The sequence below is a fragment of the Shewanella fidelis ATCC BAA-318 genome (genome assembly GCF_000518605.1).
GTDB lineage: Bacteria > Pseudomonadota > Gammaproteobacteria > Enterobacterales > Shewanellaceae > Shewanella > Shewanella fidelis.
The window spans coordinates 69,713-88,486 of sequence record NZ_KI912461.1 but is presented as its reverse complement, the minus strand read 5'-3'; the positions used below and the strand labels follow the sequence as shown (position 1 = coordinate 88,486).

13 protein-coding genes are annotated in these 18,774 nt (G+C 43.2%); 8 read left to right on the top strand and 5 right to left on the bottom strand.

Annotation, left to right across the window (positions count from 1 at the left end):
- Positions 1 to 189: 189 nt before the first annotated feature.
- The 4 genes from L884_RS0119815 to nrfD all read left to right on the top strand — a co-directional run bounded on the left by L884_RS0119815 (position 190) and on the right by nrfD (position 6,141).
- Positions 190 to 1,977, top strand: coding sequence for a sensor histidine kinase (locus L884_RS0119815; RefSeq protein ID WP_245603173.1), 1,788 nt, complete (start codon positions 190 to 192; stop codon positions 1,975 to 1,977).
- 358 nt (positions 1,978 to 2,335) lie between these two features.
- Positions 2,336 to 4,612, top strand: a complete 2,277-nt coding sequence (gene phsA, locus L884_RS0119810) for a thiosulfate reductase PhsA (RefSeq protein ID WP_028769120.1) — start codon at positions 2,336 to 2,338, stop codon at positions 4,610 to 4,612.
- Between the two features lie 12 nt (positions 4,613 to 4,624).
- Positions 4,625 to 5,197, top strand: coding sequence for a 4Fe-4S dicluster domain-containing protein (locus L884_RS0119805; protein WP_028769119.1), 573 nt, complete (start codon positions 4,625 to 4,627; stop codon positions 5,195 to 5,197).
- Complete coding sequence (gene nrfD, locus L884_RS0119800; protein WP_028769118.1) at positions 5,194 to 6,141, top strand: NrfD/PsrC family molybdoenzyme membrane anchor subunit; 948 nt, start codon at positions 5,194 to 5,196, stop codon at positions 6,139 to 6,141. The genes L884_RS0119805 and nrfD overlap by 4 nt, the downstream gene beginning before the upstream one ends.
- 787 nt (positions 6,142 to 6,928) lie before the next feature.
- Here the strand turns inward: nrfD and L884_RS0119795 are convergent.
- A complete protein-coding gene (locus L884_RS0119795) occupies positions 6,929 to 7,660 on the bottom strand; it encodes a DedA family protein (RefSeq protein WP_028769117.1) in 732 nt (243 codons plus the stop codon).
- Positions 7,661 to 8,096: 436 nt separating this feature from the next.
- Here L884_RS0119795 and L884_RS0119790 point away from each other — a divergent pair, with 436 nt between their 5' ends.
- A complete protein-coding gene (locus tag L884_RS0119790; protein WP_028769116.1) occupies positions 8,097 to 8,549 on the top strand; it encodes a DUF2127 domain-containing protein in 453 nt (150 codons plus the stop codon).
- A gap of 84 nt (positions 8,550 to 8,633) precedes the next feature.
- Here the strand turns inward: L884_RS0119790 and L884_RS0119785 are convergent, their stop codons facing one another.
- Entirely contained in the window at positions 8,634 to 11,081 is a 2,448-nt protein-coding gene (locus tag L884_RS0119785) for a PilZ domain-containing protein (protein WP_028769115.1), read from the bottom strand.
- Positions 11,082 to 11,229: 148 nt separating this feature from the next.
- Here L884_RS0119785 and radA point away from each other — a divergent pair, with 148 nt between their 5' ends.
- Entirely contained in the window at positions 11,230 to 12,603 is a 1,374-nt protein-coding gene (radA, locus tag L884_RS0119780) for a DNA repair protein RadA (RefSeq protein WP_028769114.1), read from the top strand.
- Positions 12,604 to 12,653: 50 nt separating this feature from the next.
- On the opposite strand, the gene L884_RS0119775 is transcribed toward radA, so the two are convergent.
- Positions 12,654 to 13,022 (bottom strand): PilZ domain-containing protein, encoded by a 369-nt coding sequence (locus L884_RS0119775; protein ID WP_028769113.1) that lies wholly within the window; start codon positions 13,020 to 13,022, stop codon positions 12,654 to 12,656.
- Between the two features lie 138 nt (positions 13,023 to 13,160).
- Positions 13,161 to 13,913: a YgjV family protein gene (locus L884_RS0119770; RefSeq protein ID WP_245603171.1), complete on the bottom strand. Its 753-nt coding sequence runs from the start codon at positions 13,911 to 13,913 to the stop codon at positions 13,161 to 13,163.
- A 77-nt stretch (positions 13,914 to 13,990) separates the two neighbouring features.
- Between L884_RS0119770 and L884_RS0119765 the strand changes: the two genes are divergently transcribed.
- Positions 13,991 to 15,223 carry a DEAD/DEAH box helicase gene (locus L884_RS0119765; protein ID WP_028769111.1) on the top strand — a complete coding sequence of 411 codons (1,233 nt, stop codon included), beginning with the start codon at positions 13,991 to 13,993 and terminating at the stop codon, positions 15,221 to 15,223.
- A gap of 340 nt (positions 15,224 to 15,563) precedes the next feature.
- Positions 15,564 to 16,922: an NCS2 family permease gene (locus L884_RS0119760; protein ID WP_028769110.1), complete on the top strand. Its 1,359-nt coding sequence runs from the start codon at positions 15,564 to 15,566 to the stop codon at positions 16,920 to 16,922.
- A gap of 81 nt (positions 16,923 to 17,003) precedes the next feature.
- Here the strand turns inward: L884_RS0119760 and olsF are convergent, their stop codons facing one another.
- Positions 17,004 to 18,743, bottom strand: a complete 1,740-nt coding sequence (olsF, locus tag L884_RS0119755) for a bifunctional ornithine lipid synthase OlsF (RefSeq protein WP_028769109.1) — start codon at positions 18,741 to 18,743, stop codon at positions 17,004 to 17,006.
- Positions 18,744 to 18,774 lie beyond the last annotated feature (31 nt).

The window sequence follows — 18,774 nt, the reverse complement described above, 5'->3', positions numbered from 1 at the left end:
GTTTGCTGTATTTAGCGAACTATTTTTCATAAAGCATGAATTGGGTCACGTAGGGAACTTAGCCGCCTAGCGTAAGCTATTGCTAATCAATCTGTATTCAATTTATAACAGGTGTCGGTGCAGGCGTTATATTTGATAACGCCTATATTTCACCGTGATTTAGTTGGCTTTTAATTGAGTGTTAAGTGAATGAAGTTGCCAAAAATTTTGCTTTGTATTTTTGTTTTATTATTTTCAACTAGCGCTTGGGCTAAACCTAAACAGTTTTATGTTGGTGTGCTGGCAAATTGGGGTCATCAACAAGCTGTTGAGCGTTGGACACCGATGATGCAATACCTTAATAAGCAAGTGCCCGGCGCCGAGTTTCATGTCTATCCTGGTAATTTTGAAGCACTAAACCTGGCGATGGAACTAGGGCAAATTCAGTTTATTATCACCAATCCAGGCCAATATTTATATTTATCTAATCAATATCCACTCTCATGGCTTGCAACCATGCGTTCAAAACGCCATAACGGCACCACCTCTGCCATTGGCTCGGCTATTATCGTTAGCGCTAATAGTGATTACCGCACCTTATATGACTTAAAAGGTAAGATAGTCGCAGCGAGTGATCCACACGCGCTAGGGGGATATCAAGCAACCGTGGGCCTCATGCATAGCTTGGGAATGGAGCCTACAACATTTTTTGGGCAAACTAAATTTTTAGGTTTTCCGCTAGATCCACTGCTTTACCAAGTGCGTGATGGCAATGTTGATGCTGCTATCACGCCATTATGTACGTTAGAGGACATGGTTGCTCGTGGGCTTATTCGGCGCACAGATTATCGTGTGTTAAATCCGAGCCGGCCAGAAGGGATAGAGTGTCAGTGCAGTACCAATCTGTATCCAAACTGGTCATTTGCTGCCACAGAAAGTGTTGATACCAATTTAACCAAAGCGATTACCCAAGCGTTATTAGAGTTAACTGCCGACAATCCTGCGGCAATTGCAGCACAACTTAAGGGCTGGACGTCGCCTATTAGTCAACTGGCGGTGATTAAGCTGTTTAAAGAGTTACACGTGGCTTCTCCCGAGCATAGCCGTTGGGATTCGGTTAAGCAGTGGCTTGAAGACAATCGTCACTGGGGGATTTTATCAGTACTTATTTTTATTATCGCAACTCTTTATCATTTATGGATTGAGTATCGATTTCACCAAAAAAGTAATTCACTTATTGAATCTGAGCGGCAGTTAAAGCAGCAAGCAATTGCCTTAGAAAGGCTACAAAGCGCCTCCATTGTCGGTGAAATCGGTGCAGGGCTTGCCCATGAGATTAATCAGCCGATAGCAGCGATTACCAGTTATAGCGAAGGCGGCATAATGCGCTTGCAAGGGCAAGAGCAAGCCGATGTACAAGCTTGTATTGAGCTACTGGAGAAAATTCATAAGCAGTCGACTCGTGCAGGCGAAGTTGTGCATCGAATAAGAGGACTACTAAAGCGCCGTGAGGCGGTGATGGTTGATGTTAATATTCTTACCTTAGTTGAAGAAAGTACCTCGTTACTGCGTTTAGAGTTGGCCAGGCGAGATATCCAAATTAGTACCCAAATTAACGGTGAGCCGTTTTTTATTACCGCCGATAGAGTAGGGTTACTGCAAGTTCTGATTAATCTAATTAAGAACAGTGTTGATGCCATTGCTGATTCAGATAATGCTCGCAGTGGCAAAATCAATATCGAACTCGATTTTAAAGAGCATCAGGTCAACATTTTTATTATTGATAATGGCCCCGGCCTTAGTATTGAACCTGATACCCTAATGGCCACTTTCTATACCACTAAAGTGGACGGGTTAGGCTTAGGTTTAGCAATTTGTAATGAAGTGATTAAAGAGCATGAGGGGCGATTCACGCTAGCTAATCGCGCTGACGATATAACGGGTTGTGTGGCAACATTGAGCCTTAGAAAGCGCGGTAGCGAGCAAGCAGTTGTTTAACGAAATCAGGCTGATGAGATAAGCCACCATATACAAATGTGCGCTATAGACTGTTGTCAGTCTAGCGCACATTTTGGCTTTTATTGGAGGCAAACCTACAAAAAAATCATCTTTTTTACGTAATGTGGTTTACCACAATTTACAGTATTTACTTGTTATGTTGGCGTAAAAATGAACTGTGAATTGCTTCACAAACCCACCTTCCACTCTGTCGGTATGTGGTTTACCACAATATTCAATCTCATCCTCCTCAATAACAATGATGAAAACCTTAGCAAATAGGTTGATTGCCAATCGCGATTAATCCAGTGCCCTACTTGCCGTTTTGCTAAGGATCATTGTCATTGGGAGATTTAACATGAAACTAGATCGGCGAACCTTCATTAAAGGGGCCGGAGCGGGTACAGCGACTTGCGCATTAGCAACGCTGCCAGGCTCTTTGGCTGCCCTTGGCCATTCTGAGCTGCAAGGCAGTGCAGAGTCTGTCGCAAGTATTTGTGAAATGTGCTCAACCCGCTGTCCTATCTCAGCACGCGTTGTTAACGGTAAAAACGTATCGATTCTAGGTAATGCGAATGCTAAATCATTTGGCGGTGCAGTATGCGCTCGTGGTGGTGCAGGCCATAGCCAGTTATATGACAAGCAACGTATTGTTAAGCCATTAAAGCGTGTTGGTGAACGCGGTGAAGGTAACTGGCAAGAGATTGAGTGGGATGAAGCGTACCGTACGATTGCAGAGAATCTGAATCGAATTAAAGCTGAGCACGGTGCACAAAGTGTGGCCTTTTCATCTAAGTCTGGTTCTTTGTCTGGTCATCTATTTCACTTAGCGAAAGCTTTTGGTAGCCCAAATACCTTTACCCATGCATCAACTTGTCCGGGAAGTTATGTCATCGCAGCTAAGGCGATGTTTGGTGGCAAAATAAAGCGTGATTTAAGCAATTCTAAGTACATCATCAACTTCGGTCATAACCTATACGAAGGCATTAACATGTCTGAGACCCGAGGCATGATGAATGCGCAGATGGAAAAAGGCGCCAAGCTAGTAGTGTTTGAACCACGTTTCTCAATTGTGGCAGATAAAGCCGATGAGTGGTACGCGATCAAACCGGGTACAGACGTAGCAGTTGCTTTAGCGATTTGCCATGTATTGATTAAAGACGATTTATACGACAAAGAGTTTGTTGCGCAATACGTCACAGGTTTTGACGAGTTCGCCAAAGAAGTAAACGCTTACACGCCAGAATGGGCAGAATCTGTCAGTGATGTGCCTGCTGAAGATATTCGCCGTATTACTCATGAATACGCCGCTGCAGCACCCCATGCGCTGGTGGATTTTGGTCACCGTTCATCGTTCACCACTGAAGAGTTTGAAATGCGCCGCGCACTTTATGCTGCCAACGTGTTGGTGGGCAATATTGAGCGTAAAGGTGGTTTGTACTTTGGTAAAAAGGCAGCTAGCTATAATAAATTTGCTGGAGACAAAGTTGCGCCGACCTTAGCTAAGCCGGGTGTAGATGGCATGCCTAAAATTGATGCTAAGCGTATCGATATGGTTGATGAGCAATACGCCATGACTTGGTCTTCTGGCGGTATTTATCAAACGATTCTCGACGCTACCCTTGATGCGGTGCCGTATCAGTTACGTGCTTGGGTTATGAGCCGTACAAATCCAATGCAAACCATGACAGACAGAGCTCGCATTGTGGAAACATTGCAAAAGCTTGATTTTGTGGTGGCTTGCGATATCTACATCAGTGAGTCTGCAGCTTATGCAGATATCTTCTTACCTGAATCAACTTACCTTGAGCGTGATGAAGAGATTGCCGATAAATCAGGTAAGAACCCTGCTTACTATGTACGTCAACGCGTAGTTGAAACCATTGGTGACACTAAACCAAGCTGGCAGATCTGGAAAGAACTTGCAGATGAGTTAGGCCAAGGTCAGTTTTTCCCATGGGAAAACATGGAAACCCTGCAACTTTTCCAAGTGCAACGTGACGTTAACTTACTGCGCCGTATCAAAGATGAAGGTTTTGTCAGTTTTGGTAAGCCGCTAATGTTACGCGAGCGCAGTATGGTTAGTGCCTTTGCAGCAAGCTATCCAAACGCTAAGCCCGTTGATGAAGATGGCACTTATGCTAGTCACTTAAGCTTCAAAACACCAAGTGGCAAGATTGAATTGAGTTCGGATAAAGTTGAAAAAATGGCACCGGGCCGCGGCGTGATCCGTTACCGCGAAGTGACCATGAAAAAAGCCGATGAGCTATTTTTCATTCAGGGTAAGGTGGCCGTACACACCAACTCAGCCACGCAAAACGTGCCTATGCTGGCAAATTTGATGTCAGATAACGCCCTGTGGATCCACCCGATTACAGCTGGGCTGTTAAACATCTCCAGTGGCGACAAGATCCGTATTTATAACGATACGGGTAGTGAAGAAGGCCATGCATTAGTGACCCCAGGTATTCGTCCTGACACGGTATTTGCTTATATGGGCTGTGGCTCAAAGAACAAAGAACTTGCTCGCGCCACTGGTAAAGGTGTGCATTGCGGTAACTTACTTCCACATGTGACTTCACCGGTGACAGGCATGAACCTGCACACTACCGGCGTTAAAGTTGCCAAGATTTAATCGGAGTTAATTATGACTAAGCGTTATGTTCTAGTGCACGACGAAAACAAGTGCATTGGCTGCCAAGCGTGTAACGTGGCTTGCCGCAGTGAAAACAATGTGCCTGAGTCGGTAACTCGTATTCAGGTGAGAATCGAGGGACCATATGGCAACTTCCCACACTTACATTTTAAATATAACCGCGTTTCCTGTGAGCAATGTGAAAATGCGCCGTGCGTCAAAGTATGTCCAACAGGTGCTGCTTATGTGAACGCTGATGGCATTGTTTCTATCAATGAGAAAAAGTGCGTAGGTTGTTTGTACTGTGTTGCTGCTTGCCCATACAAGGTCCGCTTTATTAACCCAGAGACTCGGGTGCCGGACAAGTGTGACTTCTGTAAAGAGACACGCTTAGCACGTGGCGAAGAGCCAGCTTGTGTTAGCGTTTGCCCAACCCAAGCTCTGACCTTTGGTGACGCCAACGACCTGAACTCTGAAGTGCGTAAAGTGTTAGATACTAAACCTCACTACCAACAAAAGGTAAACCTAGGTACAGAACCGAGAGTTTACCGTATTCCTAGCCGTAAAGGAGGGATCAAAGCATGAACAATATCTGGGGCTCAATGGAGCAATACGATCCGGTAGTATGGAACTGGATCATCGCAGTCTACTTGTTTATGGCGGGGTTATCAGCGGGTTCAATGCTGGTGGCTATTGGTCTGAAATGGTACAAGCAGAGTCGTGGCCAACCTACTGAAGGGCTACCTGTGATTAAAGCCGCAGCCATTATTGGCCCGGTAGCCATCAGCTTAGGTATGGCACTGTTGGTATTGGACTTAACCAAACCATTTGAGTTCTACCATATTTTGCTTAACTATAACCTGACCTCTGTTATGGCTTGGGGGGTAATTGCACTGCTTATCTATATCCCACTGGTGTTCGTATTCGCTGCACTCGTGTTTGAAAAGCAAGTACTGCAATATGCCCCTTGGTTAGCAGGCATCCTTAAAGTATGTCGCCAAGTCGAAAATAGCCTCAATAAGCTGATTTTCGCCCTCGGTCTAGGTGTTGGCGTTTACACAGGTTTCTTGCTTTCAGCTTTGATTAGCTACCCAATTTTGAACACCGCGGTATTACCAGCCCTGTTCTTGGCGTCGGCACTATCTGTTGGTTCAGCGGGTAACATCTTGGTTGCGACTCTGTTCTTTAGCAAAAAAGAGTCTGATTGTATCGAACAAGTGCACCGCATTGAGTATCCAGTAGCTTTTAACGAAGCACTATGTTTGGTGTTGTTGTTTGTTGGTCTTAACTTCTCAGGCCCTGCAGCTCAGGCGGCAACCGCAGCCATTACCACAGGCACTTGGGCAAGTGTATTTTGGATTGGTGTAGTTGGTTTAGGTTTGGTGGTACCAGTACTTGCAAGTACGTTAGCCCCGAAAGCCTGGCGTCACACTAAGGGCTTTTTGATAACGGTATCGTGTAGCACCATCATAGGTGTGTTAGCACTACGCCACTTCGTGGTATATGCCGGCCAAAGTTATATCAGCTAACCTAATCACTGTTAAGTCATCTTAATCATCAAGCGGCTCATCGAGCCGCTTTTTTGTTGTCACAGATAAGCGGTTTTGCGCAAACTCATTCAAGGCCAATAGTGGCAATAATGTTTAATACCAATCAGTACAAGAATTTGATCAACTCAGAGCGGTTTTTGGCAAACTAATTCAAGGCGAATAGCTGCAATAATGGTTATTCCCTTATAAAGCTAATCAACGCAGAATTAGGCAGCCAAAAACGCTCCAGAATGGCGAGTTTTAGCGATTCTGATGCCGTGTTAACGAGCTCGAACGTAGAACAACTATGCTCTTCACTCGTTGCGATCTGCATGGTCTTGTATGTTCCAGACATACATAAGACATTCCCTCCATCCATGGAGGTCAGATGCAGCGAATGTCATTAAAGCAGGAGCACTTAATGACCTTGCCTCAAAACCGCTAAACTCTCGCTGAGTGTCTAAATGTTTATACTGATTGGTATAAAAACTATTCATTGTCGAGTTTGGCCGTTAAAAACGCCCCTGAGTGGCGGCTTTAGTTGTCCTGATAATAAATAAAGAGGGCTTAGCTCCACTATGCTCTGGTCTCGTTACGAGCTATATAGGTTTTATGTTGCAGGCATATACAAGGGATATGAACCATTCAAGGAGGTCTGATGCGATGAATACGATTAAAGAACGACTATATGGGTATAGGAGTTATACTAATTGGTATTAAGGATGGTTGTAGGTGATGGTAGATGTGAAAAGCCCTGTTATTACAGGGCTTTATGTTTTTTTTAGTATTATTCAACCGGCTCTTTCATGATGTTTTGCGGCTTTACTAACACACTTTCTTGAATCATTTCGGCCACTATCGACTTTTTAGCGCGTCTTTTCTTAATAATAAAGCTACTTAGTAAACTCACAATGGCTATCGCTAAGGTGACGACTGGGGCAATAATCAATGCCATAGTGACAAACTTGGCGATATTTTCAGGTAGATAAGATAAGGCATAACCAAAGCCTAAAAGTAAACCGCTCCAACTGGCTGCACTTAACCACGCAAAGTAGTGGAAATGAGCGACGTTTTTAACATGTAAGCCCATCATTAATGGCAGTAATGGGCGTACAACAGGTATAAAGCGTGCGATAAATAATGCGAGTAAGCCATGCTGATTAAGCAGCTTATCTACGGTTACCATTCGCTTTTCGGGGACGGCATCTATCCAACGTTGGATTTTGGGTAAACGATGTAACCATCTACCTTGAATAAATGCTACCCAGCTACCTGTAGCGCCAGCAACAAGTAAGGCAAGAAATGCTAAGGGTAGGCTGATTATTCCTGCTGCAGCTAAACTTCCTGATAAAATCACCACGCTATCACAGGGCATAGGTGCTGCGGGTAAAAGGGCGCTTTCTAGCCAAATTAAGGTGAAAATACAAAGATAAATCATGGCGGCACTGCCAGGGCTTTGTAATAAAGCAAAATCTTGGTGCCAAAGAGCGGTAATAACTGAGACAAATGAATCTAGCATTGTCGGTGTTCCTAAATGGGCCTATATCTCAAGCCGTGTGCCTTACGCTCTATGGGATTGAGATGGCTACTTAACTGTCTTGCATGTTTTAGCATTTTATCGATAAAAAAGGCAGTGAGCTAGCCAATTTTATGCGTTATTTGCTGGTGTCAGCACTATACATCAGGATCTCAAAAGGCTAATTAACTATCGCCTTTCATTAATAAAAATACATCTTCAGTTCATCCGCTGTTAACCTGTGTTCATTTGATATTCAATTTGGCTGATATAAACGGTAAATGGCGGTTTTTTGTGCCGCTTTTTACAGCAAATAAAAACACCCATTAAAGCGAATTAATAAGCCGCTTAAATTGGTTGAATTGGCGTAAAATAAGTAGATGTCGATTTTCGAGTTACGCAGTTTTATCTGTGGCTCCTCACTTAAAGTAAGCAGTGTATGTCTTCAGTAAATAGAGGTTTAAAAGCGGTTGCTTTGCTTGAAGCTACCAAAGGGTTGATAACGGTCTTAGTTATTTTTGAACTGCATAAACTGGCTGGTGACAATATTCAGCAAGTTGTTGAGGCGTTAATTGCGCATTTACATCTCAATCCTGCAAATCATTTGGTTCAGGAGGTTGTAAGTAAAGCGGGTGAGGTTACAGCGGGGAATATCCAGTTAGTGATGTTCGGTGCTAGTCTCTATGCGCTGATCCGTTTTGTGGAAGCTTATGGTCTATGGCACAGCTTAGTTTGGACTGAATGGTTTGCACTACTTAGTGGCGCGATATATCTGCCTTTTGAGTTGTATGAACTATTCCATAAGCCGAATTTGCTGACAGCTGCTGTGTTGCTAATCAATTTGGTTGTCGTCGGTTTTATGTTGCGGGTAATAAAACATAAAACTGATTAATAAGTTATGGCGGAATTAAAATATCGAATGATTGGTGATTAAGTCATTAAGTATTAATGACTTAATCTGCTGTTACCCTAGTACTCACTCAACTGCAGTCGATGCATTATTCAGTAGTTGATGCTGCTCTGGGAACCTTAATAACACTTCAGCTGTGATATCTAGAAACTCACCAACACCAATGATATTCCAAAGTTGCTCTTCTAGCTTTTTGGTTTTGTGGGAGGCATGTTTAGTTAAGTAATCGCGTTCTCGCTGAATATAGTTTAAATCCGGTTTGCCGGTAGCTCCGCGATATACGCGCAAAGCAATAAACTCGCCCAACTCTTGGCTTTGATTAATAAAGTTCAGTTGTTGCTTGCGTTCAGGCAGTTCTGTCGCTGTGATACAGCGCAGCTTCATTTTGCCTTGTGATCCTCGAGATAGCTGGATAAAAACCTCAAAACACTGCAATGGATCTTGAGGTTTCATCGCACGAATTGGCGCAATGAAATCGCGTTTCAATTTATCTTCAAGCAATAAAGGGCTTAAATCATAGGCCAACGTATCATGGCGCTTAGATGCAAATAAGTTAGCAATATGATTCTGCTCCGTACCTATACCTAAGGTCGAGATAAAAGCGGACTTGGCAGTACGCTCTAGAAAATAAGGAACCGATGCAAGTTTACGTACTGCTATGTTTTTCATGCCATCAGCCAGTTCATTAAATTCATTATGGCCTTCAGTTAGTTGCTGTAACCTTTCTCTGTTCTGCTTAATTAACCGATTTAAAAACTCAACCCCCATATGAGGTGTATGCCCGACTTGGGCAACCAAATGCAGTGTTACTCCATTTTTACGTGTATGCAATAGGCGATAGGGCAACATCTCTAGTGATGTTTTACCCGCCAGTGTTTGTAACTTAGGAAAGCTTATTGCTATCGGCTCATCTTGATTAAATTCAACAGGTTCAGTTAACGTTAGTTTCATGCCACGGCTAGATATATCATCTGTTGCGGCGATGGCATTTAACTTACCTTGGTTAAGCAATACCGCAGTTTTAAAGGCAAAACGTGACTCATTACGCCGTTCATTAAATTGCAGTGAAATGAGCGTGATAGCGTGTTGAAGAACCTTAGTTTGGCCGAAGGCTTTTAGTTCATTAGCATTGGCTATATGTTCACTGTTTTTAAGTACTTGTTCCCAAATTTGATAGTGTTCATCCGCTGCCGCTCCAGTGGTGTCCATGAGTTGTAATACATGGCTAAATTTTGCTAGCTGAGCTTCAGTTTTAGGTGAGTAGCGGCTCTCGTCTCCCGGAAGAACACAAGCTTTATAAGATTGTTTATGGTCAATCTCGTGTTTGGTTACACGAAATATTCTAAAACTTGGTTTGGCTGCGGCAAAGCTTAAAAATAGCGCTAATAAGTTTTTAGCTTTCAGCTCCGCTAAGCTGGCAGTATAAAAATATTTGCCGCCTTGGGCGGTAAACACAAAGCTAAATAGTTGGCAATGGTCGCTATTGTCGTCAGACTCTAAGATTAATTTTATCCGCGCCGGCGTTAAAAACTCAGTTAGCTGGCTGATATCATCTTCATCTTTGAAATATTGGCAGATCCCTTGGTTATCACGGCTGAGTAGTTTGTGACTCAATTGATGTTGTTGCTCACCATCAGTATTGGTTACTTGCTCTAAAAACAGCGGCATATGAGGTAAATGAGGTAAGTAATAGCGCTCAAAACCTAGTCCCTTAGTGCTGACAAGTACATCGTTAACATTCACTTTGTAGCGGTACTTATAGCCTTTAATCAAGTTACTCAGCATCTCAGATAGCGCTTCAGAACCGGATATTCGTTTTAATCTTAACCAACTAAACTCTTGATTTTGTTCAATATCAACAATTTGGTAATCAACGCCTTGTTGCAGATCTTTATGGTAATATTCGTCACTGAGCTCAATCAGTTTCATCCGGACTGGCTGACTGGTTCTTAAGTGGTGCTTTACAGGCAGGCGCACTCGTGCGCCGCCAACGGAAAGATCAGCTGTAATACCTGTTAGTGTATGCTGGCCTTGAGTGACACTGATGCGCATGCTGTAATTCATGCGCTCTTCTGAGCGGGCAAAATAACTGCCTAGAACAACGCCCTTAGCGACAAAAGGTGAGCTTTCGCTAACATTAATACTGTTTAGCTGGTTAGATTTACGCTGTTTGAGAATGCGTTGTTTATGGCTATTGATTACTTGTTCATAAACCCCAAGGGTATATTCATCACGATATAGCGCAAGCGCTTCAGTAAAACACTCTTTTGCTGGCTGATCTAGATAATGGCGTTGTCCAGCGTATTGAAACTCTTCACATTCAAGTTCTGTTTTATTACGCAGATCTATGTTGCGTGTGCATATTGAAGCAATACGCGTCAGTTCCATTTTTAGTAGAAAGCGAGTTGAATTAGTTTCATCTGCGGTTAGTTGATCGAATAACTCTTGGAAGTTAGGTTCCATCAATAAAGGTTTTAACTGTTCAACTAAAGCTTTGTGCAGATCTAACGTCATTAAATACTTCTTTTTGGGTGCGAATAAGGCCAATGGCTGATAGGCTCAATGGCAATAACATAAAGGGGATGGTTTGTGCCCCGTGTATTATATAAGTATCGGCATATTTAGTCGTTACTTTACTGATTTATGCAATTTAGAAGCGGTTATGGCAAAAAATAAAACAGCGTTTGTATGTAATGAGTGTGGGCAAGACTTTCCGCGTTGGCAGGGGCAGTGCAGTGCCTGTAAAGAGTGGAACACCATTAGTGAACTTCAGATCTCAACAGCTAAGCCTGCGCGAGCTGCTGTTGCTGGTTATGCTGGCTCAGTTGGTGGTGGCTCTAAGAAACTTAACGAAATTGAAGAGTTTGAAGCAGAGAAAATGCTCACTGGGATTGGTGAGCTTGATCGCGTGTTATGCGGTGGCTTAACAACAGGATCGGTTAATATTATCTCTGGCGATCCTGGAGCGGGTAAAACAACGATTTTATCTGATTTGGTTTCGCGAATGTCGCAGTTGATGCCGTCACTTTACTGTACCGCTGAAGAATCTTTATCGCAGTTTAAAAACCGGGTTAATCGGCTTAAGCTTAATTGCAATGAAGACAACCTTTATTTAATGGCTGAAACCAGTGTTGAAGCCATAATTGCAGAGCTTGAAGATAAGAAAATTAAGTTTGCGGTGATTGACTCGATTCAAGCTGTGGTTACCGATTTAGCTAATGGTAGTCCGGGCTCTCCATCGCAAGTTAAGGGCAGTGCGCAAGCCTTAACTCAATACTGTAAGCAAAATAACGTGACCATGTTTCTCGTGGCTCATGTGAATAAAAACAATGAAACTGCGGGTCCACAAACCTTAATTCACATTGTCGACTGTTTAACCCATATTGAGTGTAACGATGGCCAAGTTCGTACACTGCGGGCAAACAAAAACCGCTTTGGTGATGTTGATACTGTCGGTATTTTTAAGATGACAGAACGGGGAATGATAAGTGTAGATAACCCGAGTGAAATTTTTCTTTCTGGTTCTACAACTGAATCTCCCGGTGCGGCCATTACCTGTATCCGTAAAGGTAATCGTAATTTGCTGCTTGAGATCCAGTGTTTGACGACAGAAACAGAGGCTGAATTTCCGCAACGTGTCTGTGTCGGCTTGAATATGAACCGGATTAAAATGTTGACTGGGATTTTACGCAAGCATACCAAAACCAAGATTTTCCATGACACCTATTTTAACTTGGTCGGTGGATTAAAAATCGATGAGTCTGAAACTTGTATCGATTTAGCGTTAGTTACCGCATTGCTCAGCAGCTTGAATGATTTTGTGGTGCCTAGAACCACTTGCATTATGGGGGAGTTGAGCCTCAATGGCGATGTGCGTCCAATTGATAGTGGTGTGCCTCGAGTTCGCGAGGCTATTCAGCATGGTTTTACTGAGATTTTTATCCCTTTTCGTAACTACCATAAATCAATGGAAGGCGCTGGAGCGAAAATCATTCCGGTGAAAACGATCCACGAGTTGCTTGAGTTGATTAATTAGGGGCTGTTAAACGAAAAAACACCGTAGTGAGCTGCGGTGTTTTTTGATGGTTAATCTGCGCTTGAAATACTAAATAGTCGTTCTAATTCTCTATCCAACAGTGAGGCATCACCAAGGTTGAGCTCAAGTAGTCGGCGCAGATGGCTAATACTTTCGACATCAATGTGTAAACAAGCTAAGCCGAGCAGCTGATTTTTTTTGTGCACAATACGCACTCGCATCTGCACACAAATATCAGAGTCGTGGATCATAAACTCAAGTGTGAGTTGATCTGGTGCTACGGGGAAATCACAAGGCTGCTTAACAAGCGCACCTTGGAGACTGATGTCTAAAAGCTGAGTCTGCCAGCGATTATTGCCACTAATCAGTTTTGCATCAGAGGTTAAGTTTAACCTTGAAAACTGTCGTCTCTCATCCATATCAATGCTACCTGTGACAGTACTTTATACTGCAGCAAGTTCCTTTGGTTTGTTTTTATATTGTCAATTGCGGCAATGATAAGCTAACTACTTGTGCTTATACAAATTTATGGTTAATAAAAAGTCATTATATTTACATCAACAAGCTGGTTTGGTGCTGTGATTGAGTGTTTTTACGGGTATTAAGCTGTAACTTAAAATGACAATAGTAATCACTTGGTAGGCGATGCCTGACCACGATAAAAGATATACTGACAAGGTCAAATTCAATAGATTACTCATTAGCATTGCGATACGTAACTCTGAGCCTTTGGCATAGAATAGTGCAAAACTCATTAATACGGCGCTGGCAACTGCGCACCACTCTGTCCAATGGTTTGCCCACAGTAATCCCTGTAAAAAAGCGAGGCTAGCAAATACTAAAGGTAAGTAAATTGAGCTGCGCTTAGCACGAGTTACCCGTTTACGACATATTGCAAAGCGCAGCATATTGAGTAATTGGTTAAATAGTCCCAGATTACTGCCTAATAAACCGAGGTGAATTGCAGTTAATCCTGACGCAATTAGGTTGCCGCTTAGAAGCTGTTGATCGCTTTTCTGTGCATTGGCCCACCATCCGATGGCCATCGACACAAAGCCTAATGCTTGTACCCAGAATAAACTTTGATGTGATAACTCGAACACTAAACCGCAAAACCTACTAGCTGACAAAAAAGGAGCGTTATTGTCTACTTTTTGCTCGGCCATACTGTGATCGATACCAAGTTGCGGGCTATTTATTAATCGCGGCTTGTTGCGCTTGTGACCTATATCACCAAACACTGGCCTTATCGGCATAAGGCTGGGAAAGGTAAATCGCTTTTGCAGGGGGGAATAGGCTAAATTGCTCATTGAAGATACTGCAGGTTTTATGGTTTTTTCTGATAAACTTGGCTTCAATCAAACCGTTTTTATCAAGGACCGCCAGCGTGTCATTTTCTTCACTTGCGTTAAGTGACAAACTTCTAAGTGTATTAGCCGAAAAAGGCTATCAGCAGCCAACGGCAATTCAAGCAGAGGCGATCCCTGCAATATTGGCTGGTAATGATCTTATGGCGAGTGCACAGACGGGTACCGGAAAAACCGCCGCTTTTACTTTGCCATTACTGCAGTTGTTACTTGAAAAGGCTGACCGAGAATCAAATAGACGACGAGCTTCAGTACTCGTGCTTACGCCAACCCGTGAGTTAGCGGTACAAGTTAATACCAATATTAGCCAGTATGCGGTGAATACCGACATAAATAGCTTAGTGATTTATGGCGGAGTGAGTATTGATGCGCAGGCCAGTAAACTTGCCGCGGGCGTTGATGTCATTGTGGCAACTCCTGGACGGTTACTGGATCATGTTCGACGTGGCTCACTCGATCTTACAACCATAGAGCATCTTGTGTTTGATGAAGCTGACCGTATGCTTGATATGGGGTTTATGGACGAGATAAGCGCTATTTTGAAACAGTTGCCAGCTAAGCGGCAAACCCTGTTATTTTCAGCAACCTTTAGCTCGGCGATCTATGATTTAAGCAAAAAATTACTGCAAAAGCCTATAAGAATTGAAGTTGATAAGGCTAACAGTGCTGCCCACAATGTTGAGCAAATTGTCTATGCGGTTGATAGCGAACGCAAGACAGCCTTGATTAGCCATCTGATAACTAAGCATGACTGGCATCAGGTATTGATTTTTAGCCGTAAAAAACAAACGGCTGATCAAATATGCCAACAGATGATAGCTGCTGGTATAGAGACTAAAGCGTTTCATGGCGACTTAGGTCAAGGTGCGCGTGAGCAGGTGCTGAATGATTTTAAACAAGGCAAGATTAAAGCATTAGTGGCAACAGATGTGGCTGCACGTGGTTTAGATATTGTTGAGCTTAAAGTGGTCGTTAATTATGAAATCCCATTTGTTGCTGAAGATTATGTGCATCGAATTGGCCGTACAGGCCGCGCCGGCAACACAGGTAAAGCAATTACTCTTTACAGCGAAGACGACGCCTTACTACTTGAAGAAGTTGAAATCGTACTAGATAAGCGCTTACCACAACAGTGGCTACCCGGCTTTGAGCCTGACTTAACTAAGATGGAACAGCCAAGCCGTAAAAATAGTAAAGCGGCGCAAAGACAAAGAGCTAAAAAACGAGCATTAGGTGGCAAAAAGCGCCGTTAAATTGTTAATGGTTACTGATTTAGCTGTGTCACACTTTGCAATTATCACTAAGATGCCCAGTAAATGGCTTTGCTGGGCATTTTTTTGTTGATACGAATCAAAAAAGATCTTAGTTGGCTATTTCCCAGCTGCTGATTGCTGTACACTCCGCGCCAACAAAGGCTGTGTTGGTAAGAGTAAATTTTACCAGGCATATTGCTCGCAGGTCACTGCCGCTTTTTTAAGTGTAAGTGGATCTCTCACCCAATCTATTGAATTGGGGCTCTACCTGCCATAGCCGAGTAACCAACTTACCTAAGTTGGTTTTACCCAATTTAAGAGATCAAAAGGTATAACAATTATGAAGTCTGATCAGACTCTAACAAGCGCTACAACTCCATCAGATTCAGCTCTGGATCGTTATTTCAATATTACCGCTCGCGGCAGTACGTTAAGGTGTGAAGTCATTGCAGGCTTGACGACGTTTCTTGCTATGGTCTATTCAGTGATCGTAGTGCCGAATATGTTAGGTGCTGCTGGTTTTGATACCGGAGCCGTATTCGTTGCGACCTGTTTAATTGCCGCTTTTGGCTCATTACTCATGGGCTTATGGGCAAACATGCCAATGGCAATTGGTTGTGCAATTTCTCTCACTGCGTTTACTGCATTTAGCATGGTGCTAGGTCAGGGGATCTCCATTCCGGTGACTTTAGGTGCTATCTTCCTAATGGGTATCGTGTTTACCTTAGTCAGTGTTACCGGTATTCGTCAGTGGGTGTTGGCTAATCTACCTAAAGGTATTGCTCACGGTACAGGTATTGGTATCGGCTTATTTTTATTATTGATTGCTACCAACAGCGTGAAGCTAATTGTGGCCAATGATACAGGCCTGCCAGTTGCACTCGGTGATATTCATAGTTTGCCAGTGATAGCGACCATTGTTGGTTTAGCTGCGACTATCGGCCTAGAGCGTCGCGGTGTGCCGGGTGGCATTTTATTAGTGATTATTGCGTTATCTGTATTTGGTTTAATATTTGATCCAAGTGTGACCTATCAGGGTTTCTTTGCATTACCAGATCTGATGTCTGATAAATCATTAATTGGTCAAATGGATATTATGGGGGCGCTAAATCCTGTTGTATTACCGATTGTACTCGCGCTAGTTATGACGGCAATTTTTGATGCCACAGGCACGATTCGTGCGGTAGCTGGTCAAGCCGAGTTGTTAGATGAGAAAGACAATATTGTTGGTGGTGGTAAAGCACTAACCTCTGACTCTGTTAGTAGCATTTTTGCGGGTGCAGTCGGCGGCGCACCAGCAGCAGTGTATATTGAATCTGCAGCGGGTACCGCAGCTGGTGGTAAAACAGGATTAACAGCAACAATCGTTGGTTTGCTGTTCCTACTGATGATGTTCCTTGCACCGTTAAGCTATCTGGTTCCTGCTTATGCAACAGCACCAGCCTTAATGTATGTTGGCCTATTGATGTTAAGTAATGTCACTAAGCTCGATTTTAATGACAAAGTCGATGCTATGGCTGGCTTAACTTGTGCGGTATTTATTATTCTGAGCTGTAATATCGTAACAGGTATTATGCTTGGCTTTGTAACGCTAGTGATTGGTCGTATTTGTAGCGGTGAATGGCGTTTAATCAAGCCGGGTGTGTTAGCGATTACTGTCGGGCTTGTGGTGTTTTACATGGGCGGTTGGGCGATTTAATTCTCAACTGACTACTCGAAATGCAACAAAATGCCAGCCTTAATGACTGGCATTTTTGTTTTCAGCTATAAACCCTTAAGTTCAGTTTTCGACATGCAACTCTGGTAAATGACAGTCTAAATAACGACTGCGTTTTTTCGGTTTGAGTTTGTGAGTATCAACTAACACTAAACCATCGATACAATCACCAAATTCGGGATCAATACCAAAATCGAGGAACTGTACGCCGCCCTGTGTACAGAGTTCGCCGTACTGTTTAAATAGTGCGGGTACGGCACTGTTCATGCTCGCCATGGTTTGTTTGAGTAGCTTAAAACCATGGTTATAATCTAGCCCGTCATATAGCTTAGTTAATTCTGCCTCACGACTTGGTGACAAACTATACGGGTTAAATGAGCTTGCTAGTAACTTTGGACAGGCGAACTGCGTTTTATAAAAATGGATGAGCTTTTCCTTCGCAGCTTCAGGGACGTTATCGCTTAATGATACCGGGCCAAACAGGTAACGATATTCAGGGTTACGGACTAAAAAGGCACCGATACCAAACCACAGGTAGTCTAAACTGCGTTTGCCCCAATACTTAGGTTGCACAAAGCTGCGCCCAAGCTCTAGCCCTTGCTCGAAATACGCTGCAAACTCCGGGTTATACTCGAACAAGCTTTGGCTATATAGTGCATTTTTTCCGTACTTCTGGTGGACTTGCTTGGCACCAGCAAAACGGTAAGAGCCGACAATATCGAGTGCTTCAGGGTCCCACAACACTAAGTGCAAATAATAGGCATCATATTGGTCGAGATCTCGACGTTTACCTGTGCCTTCACCCACAGCACGAAAGGCTATTTCGCGTAATCGACCTATCTCTCGCATAATCGGACTGCTTTCATTGTGGCGGTAAAGATAGATCTTTTTACTGTCTTGGGTTTCACCCAGTAACTCACACTGTTGTAGTGCGCCCTGTAGTTCACCACGAGATTCTGGATGAGCAATTGCATTTTGAGTTTTAAACAGCGGACTGCGGTTTTTACCTATGCGGTAAAGGTGATTCTTGAGCAGTTTTACCTTAGTTTTAAGCTGAAAGTCATTGCTGATTAGTGCTTCTTTGGGGATCAGTTCGCCTATGCGTATTGGCATGGTTTTTTGTGCTTGTTTAAACATCTCTTTGACAAGCAATAAGCTGGCAAGTGGTTTGTAGAGCATCGATGCGCCATAAAATGTCGCTGAGTTTTTAGCATCAGCGTACATAGGTAATAACGGTGCTTGGCAAGCTTTAGCTATTTTGACAAATCCTGAGTGCCAATGCAGATCGACAACGCCTTGCGGACGTAGCCTAGAGACTTCTCCTGAAGGGAAGATGAGAACTGCGCCCTCATTTTTTAAATGTTTGTGGATATTGTCTAAATGTTGTTTGGGAGTGCCGCCGGTCATATTGCGCACCGGCAGTAATATTGAATGTAGCGGCTCTAAGGCCATGAGTAGCTCATTGGCAACGACCTTGATGTCAGGTCTAACTTCACTGATGAGTTTGATCATGGCTAAAGCGTCTAGCGAGCCAATGGGGTGATTGGCATAGATAACCACTCGCCCTTCACTGGGGATATTCTCTACTTCGCTATTAGGGACTGAATAGTTAAAGTTGAAGCTCGCTAATACTTGCTCAACAAAATCGACGCCTTTTAAATAACTAAACTTACTGGCAATCTCATTACACTCTTTTTCATTAAGCAAGTAACGTAACATGGCTTTAGTCGGTGTTGATAGCCAAGGGGTTTGATTAATTTTAGGCAGGTTGTTTGCTACTACTTTGTCGACGGTAAATATCATAGTGATACCTAAATAATAAGTGTTCAGTATA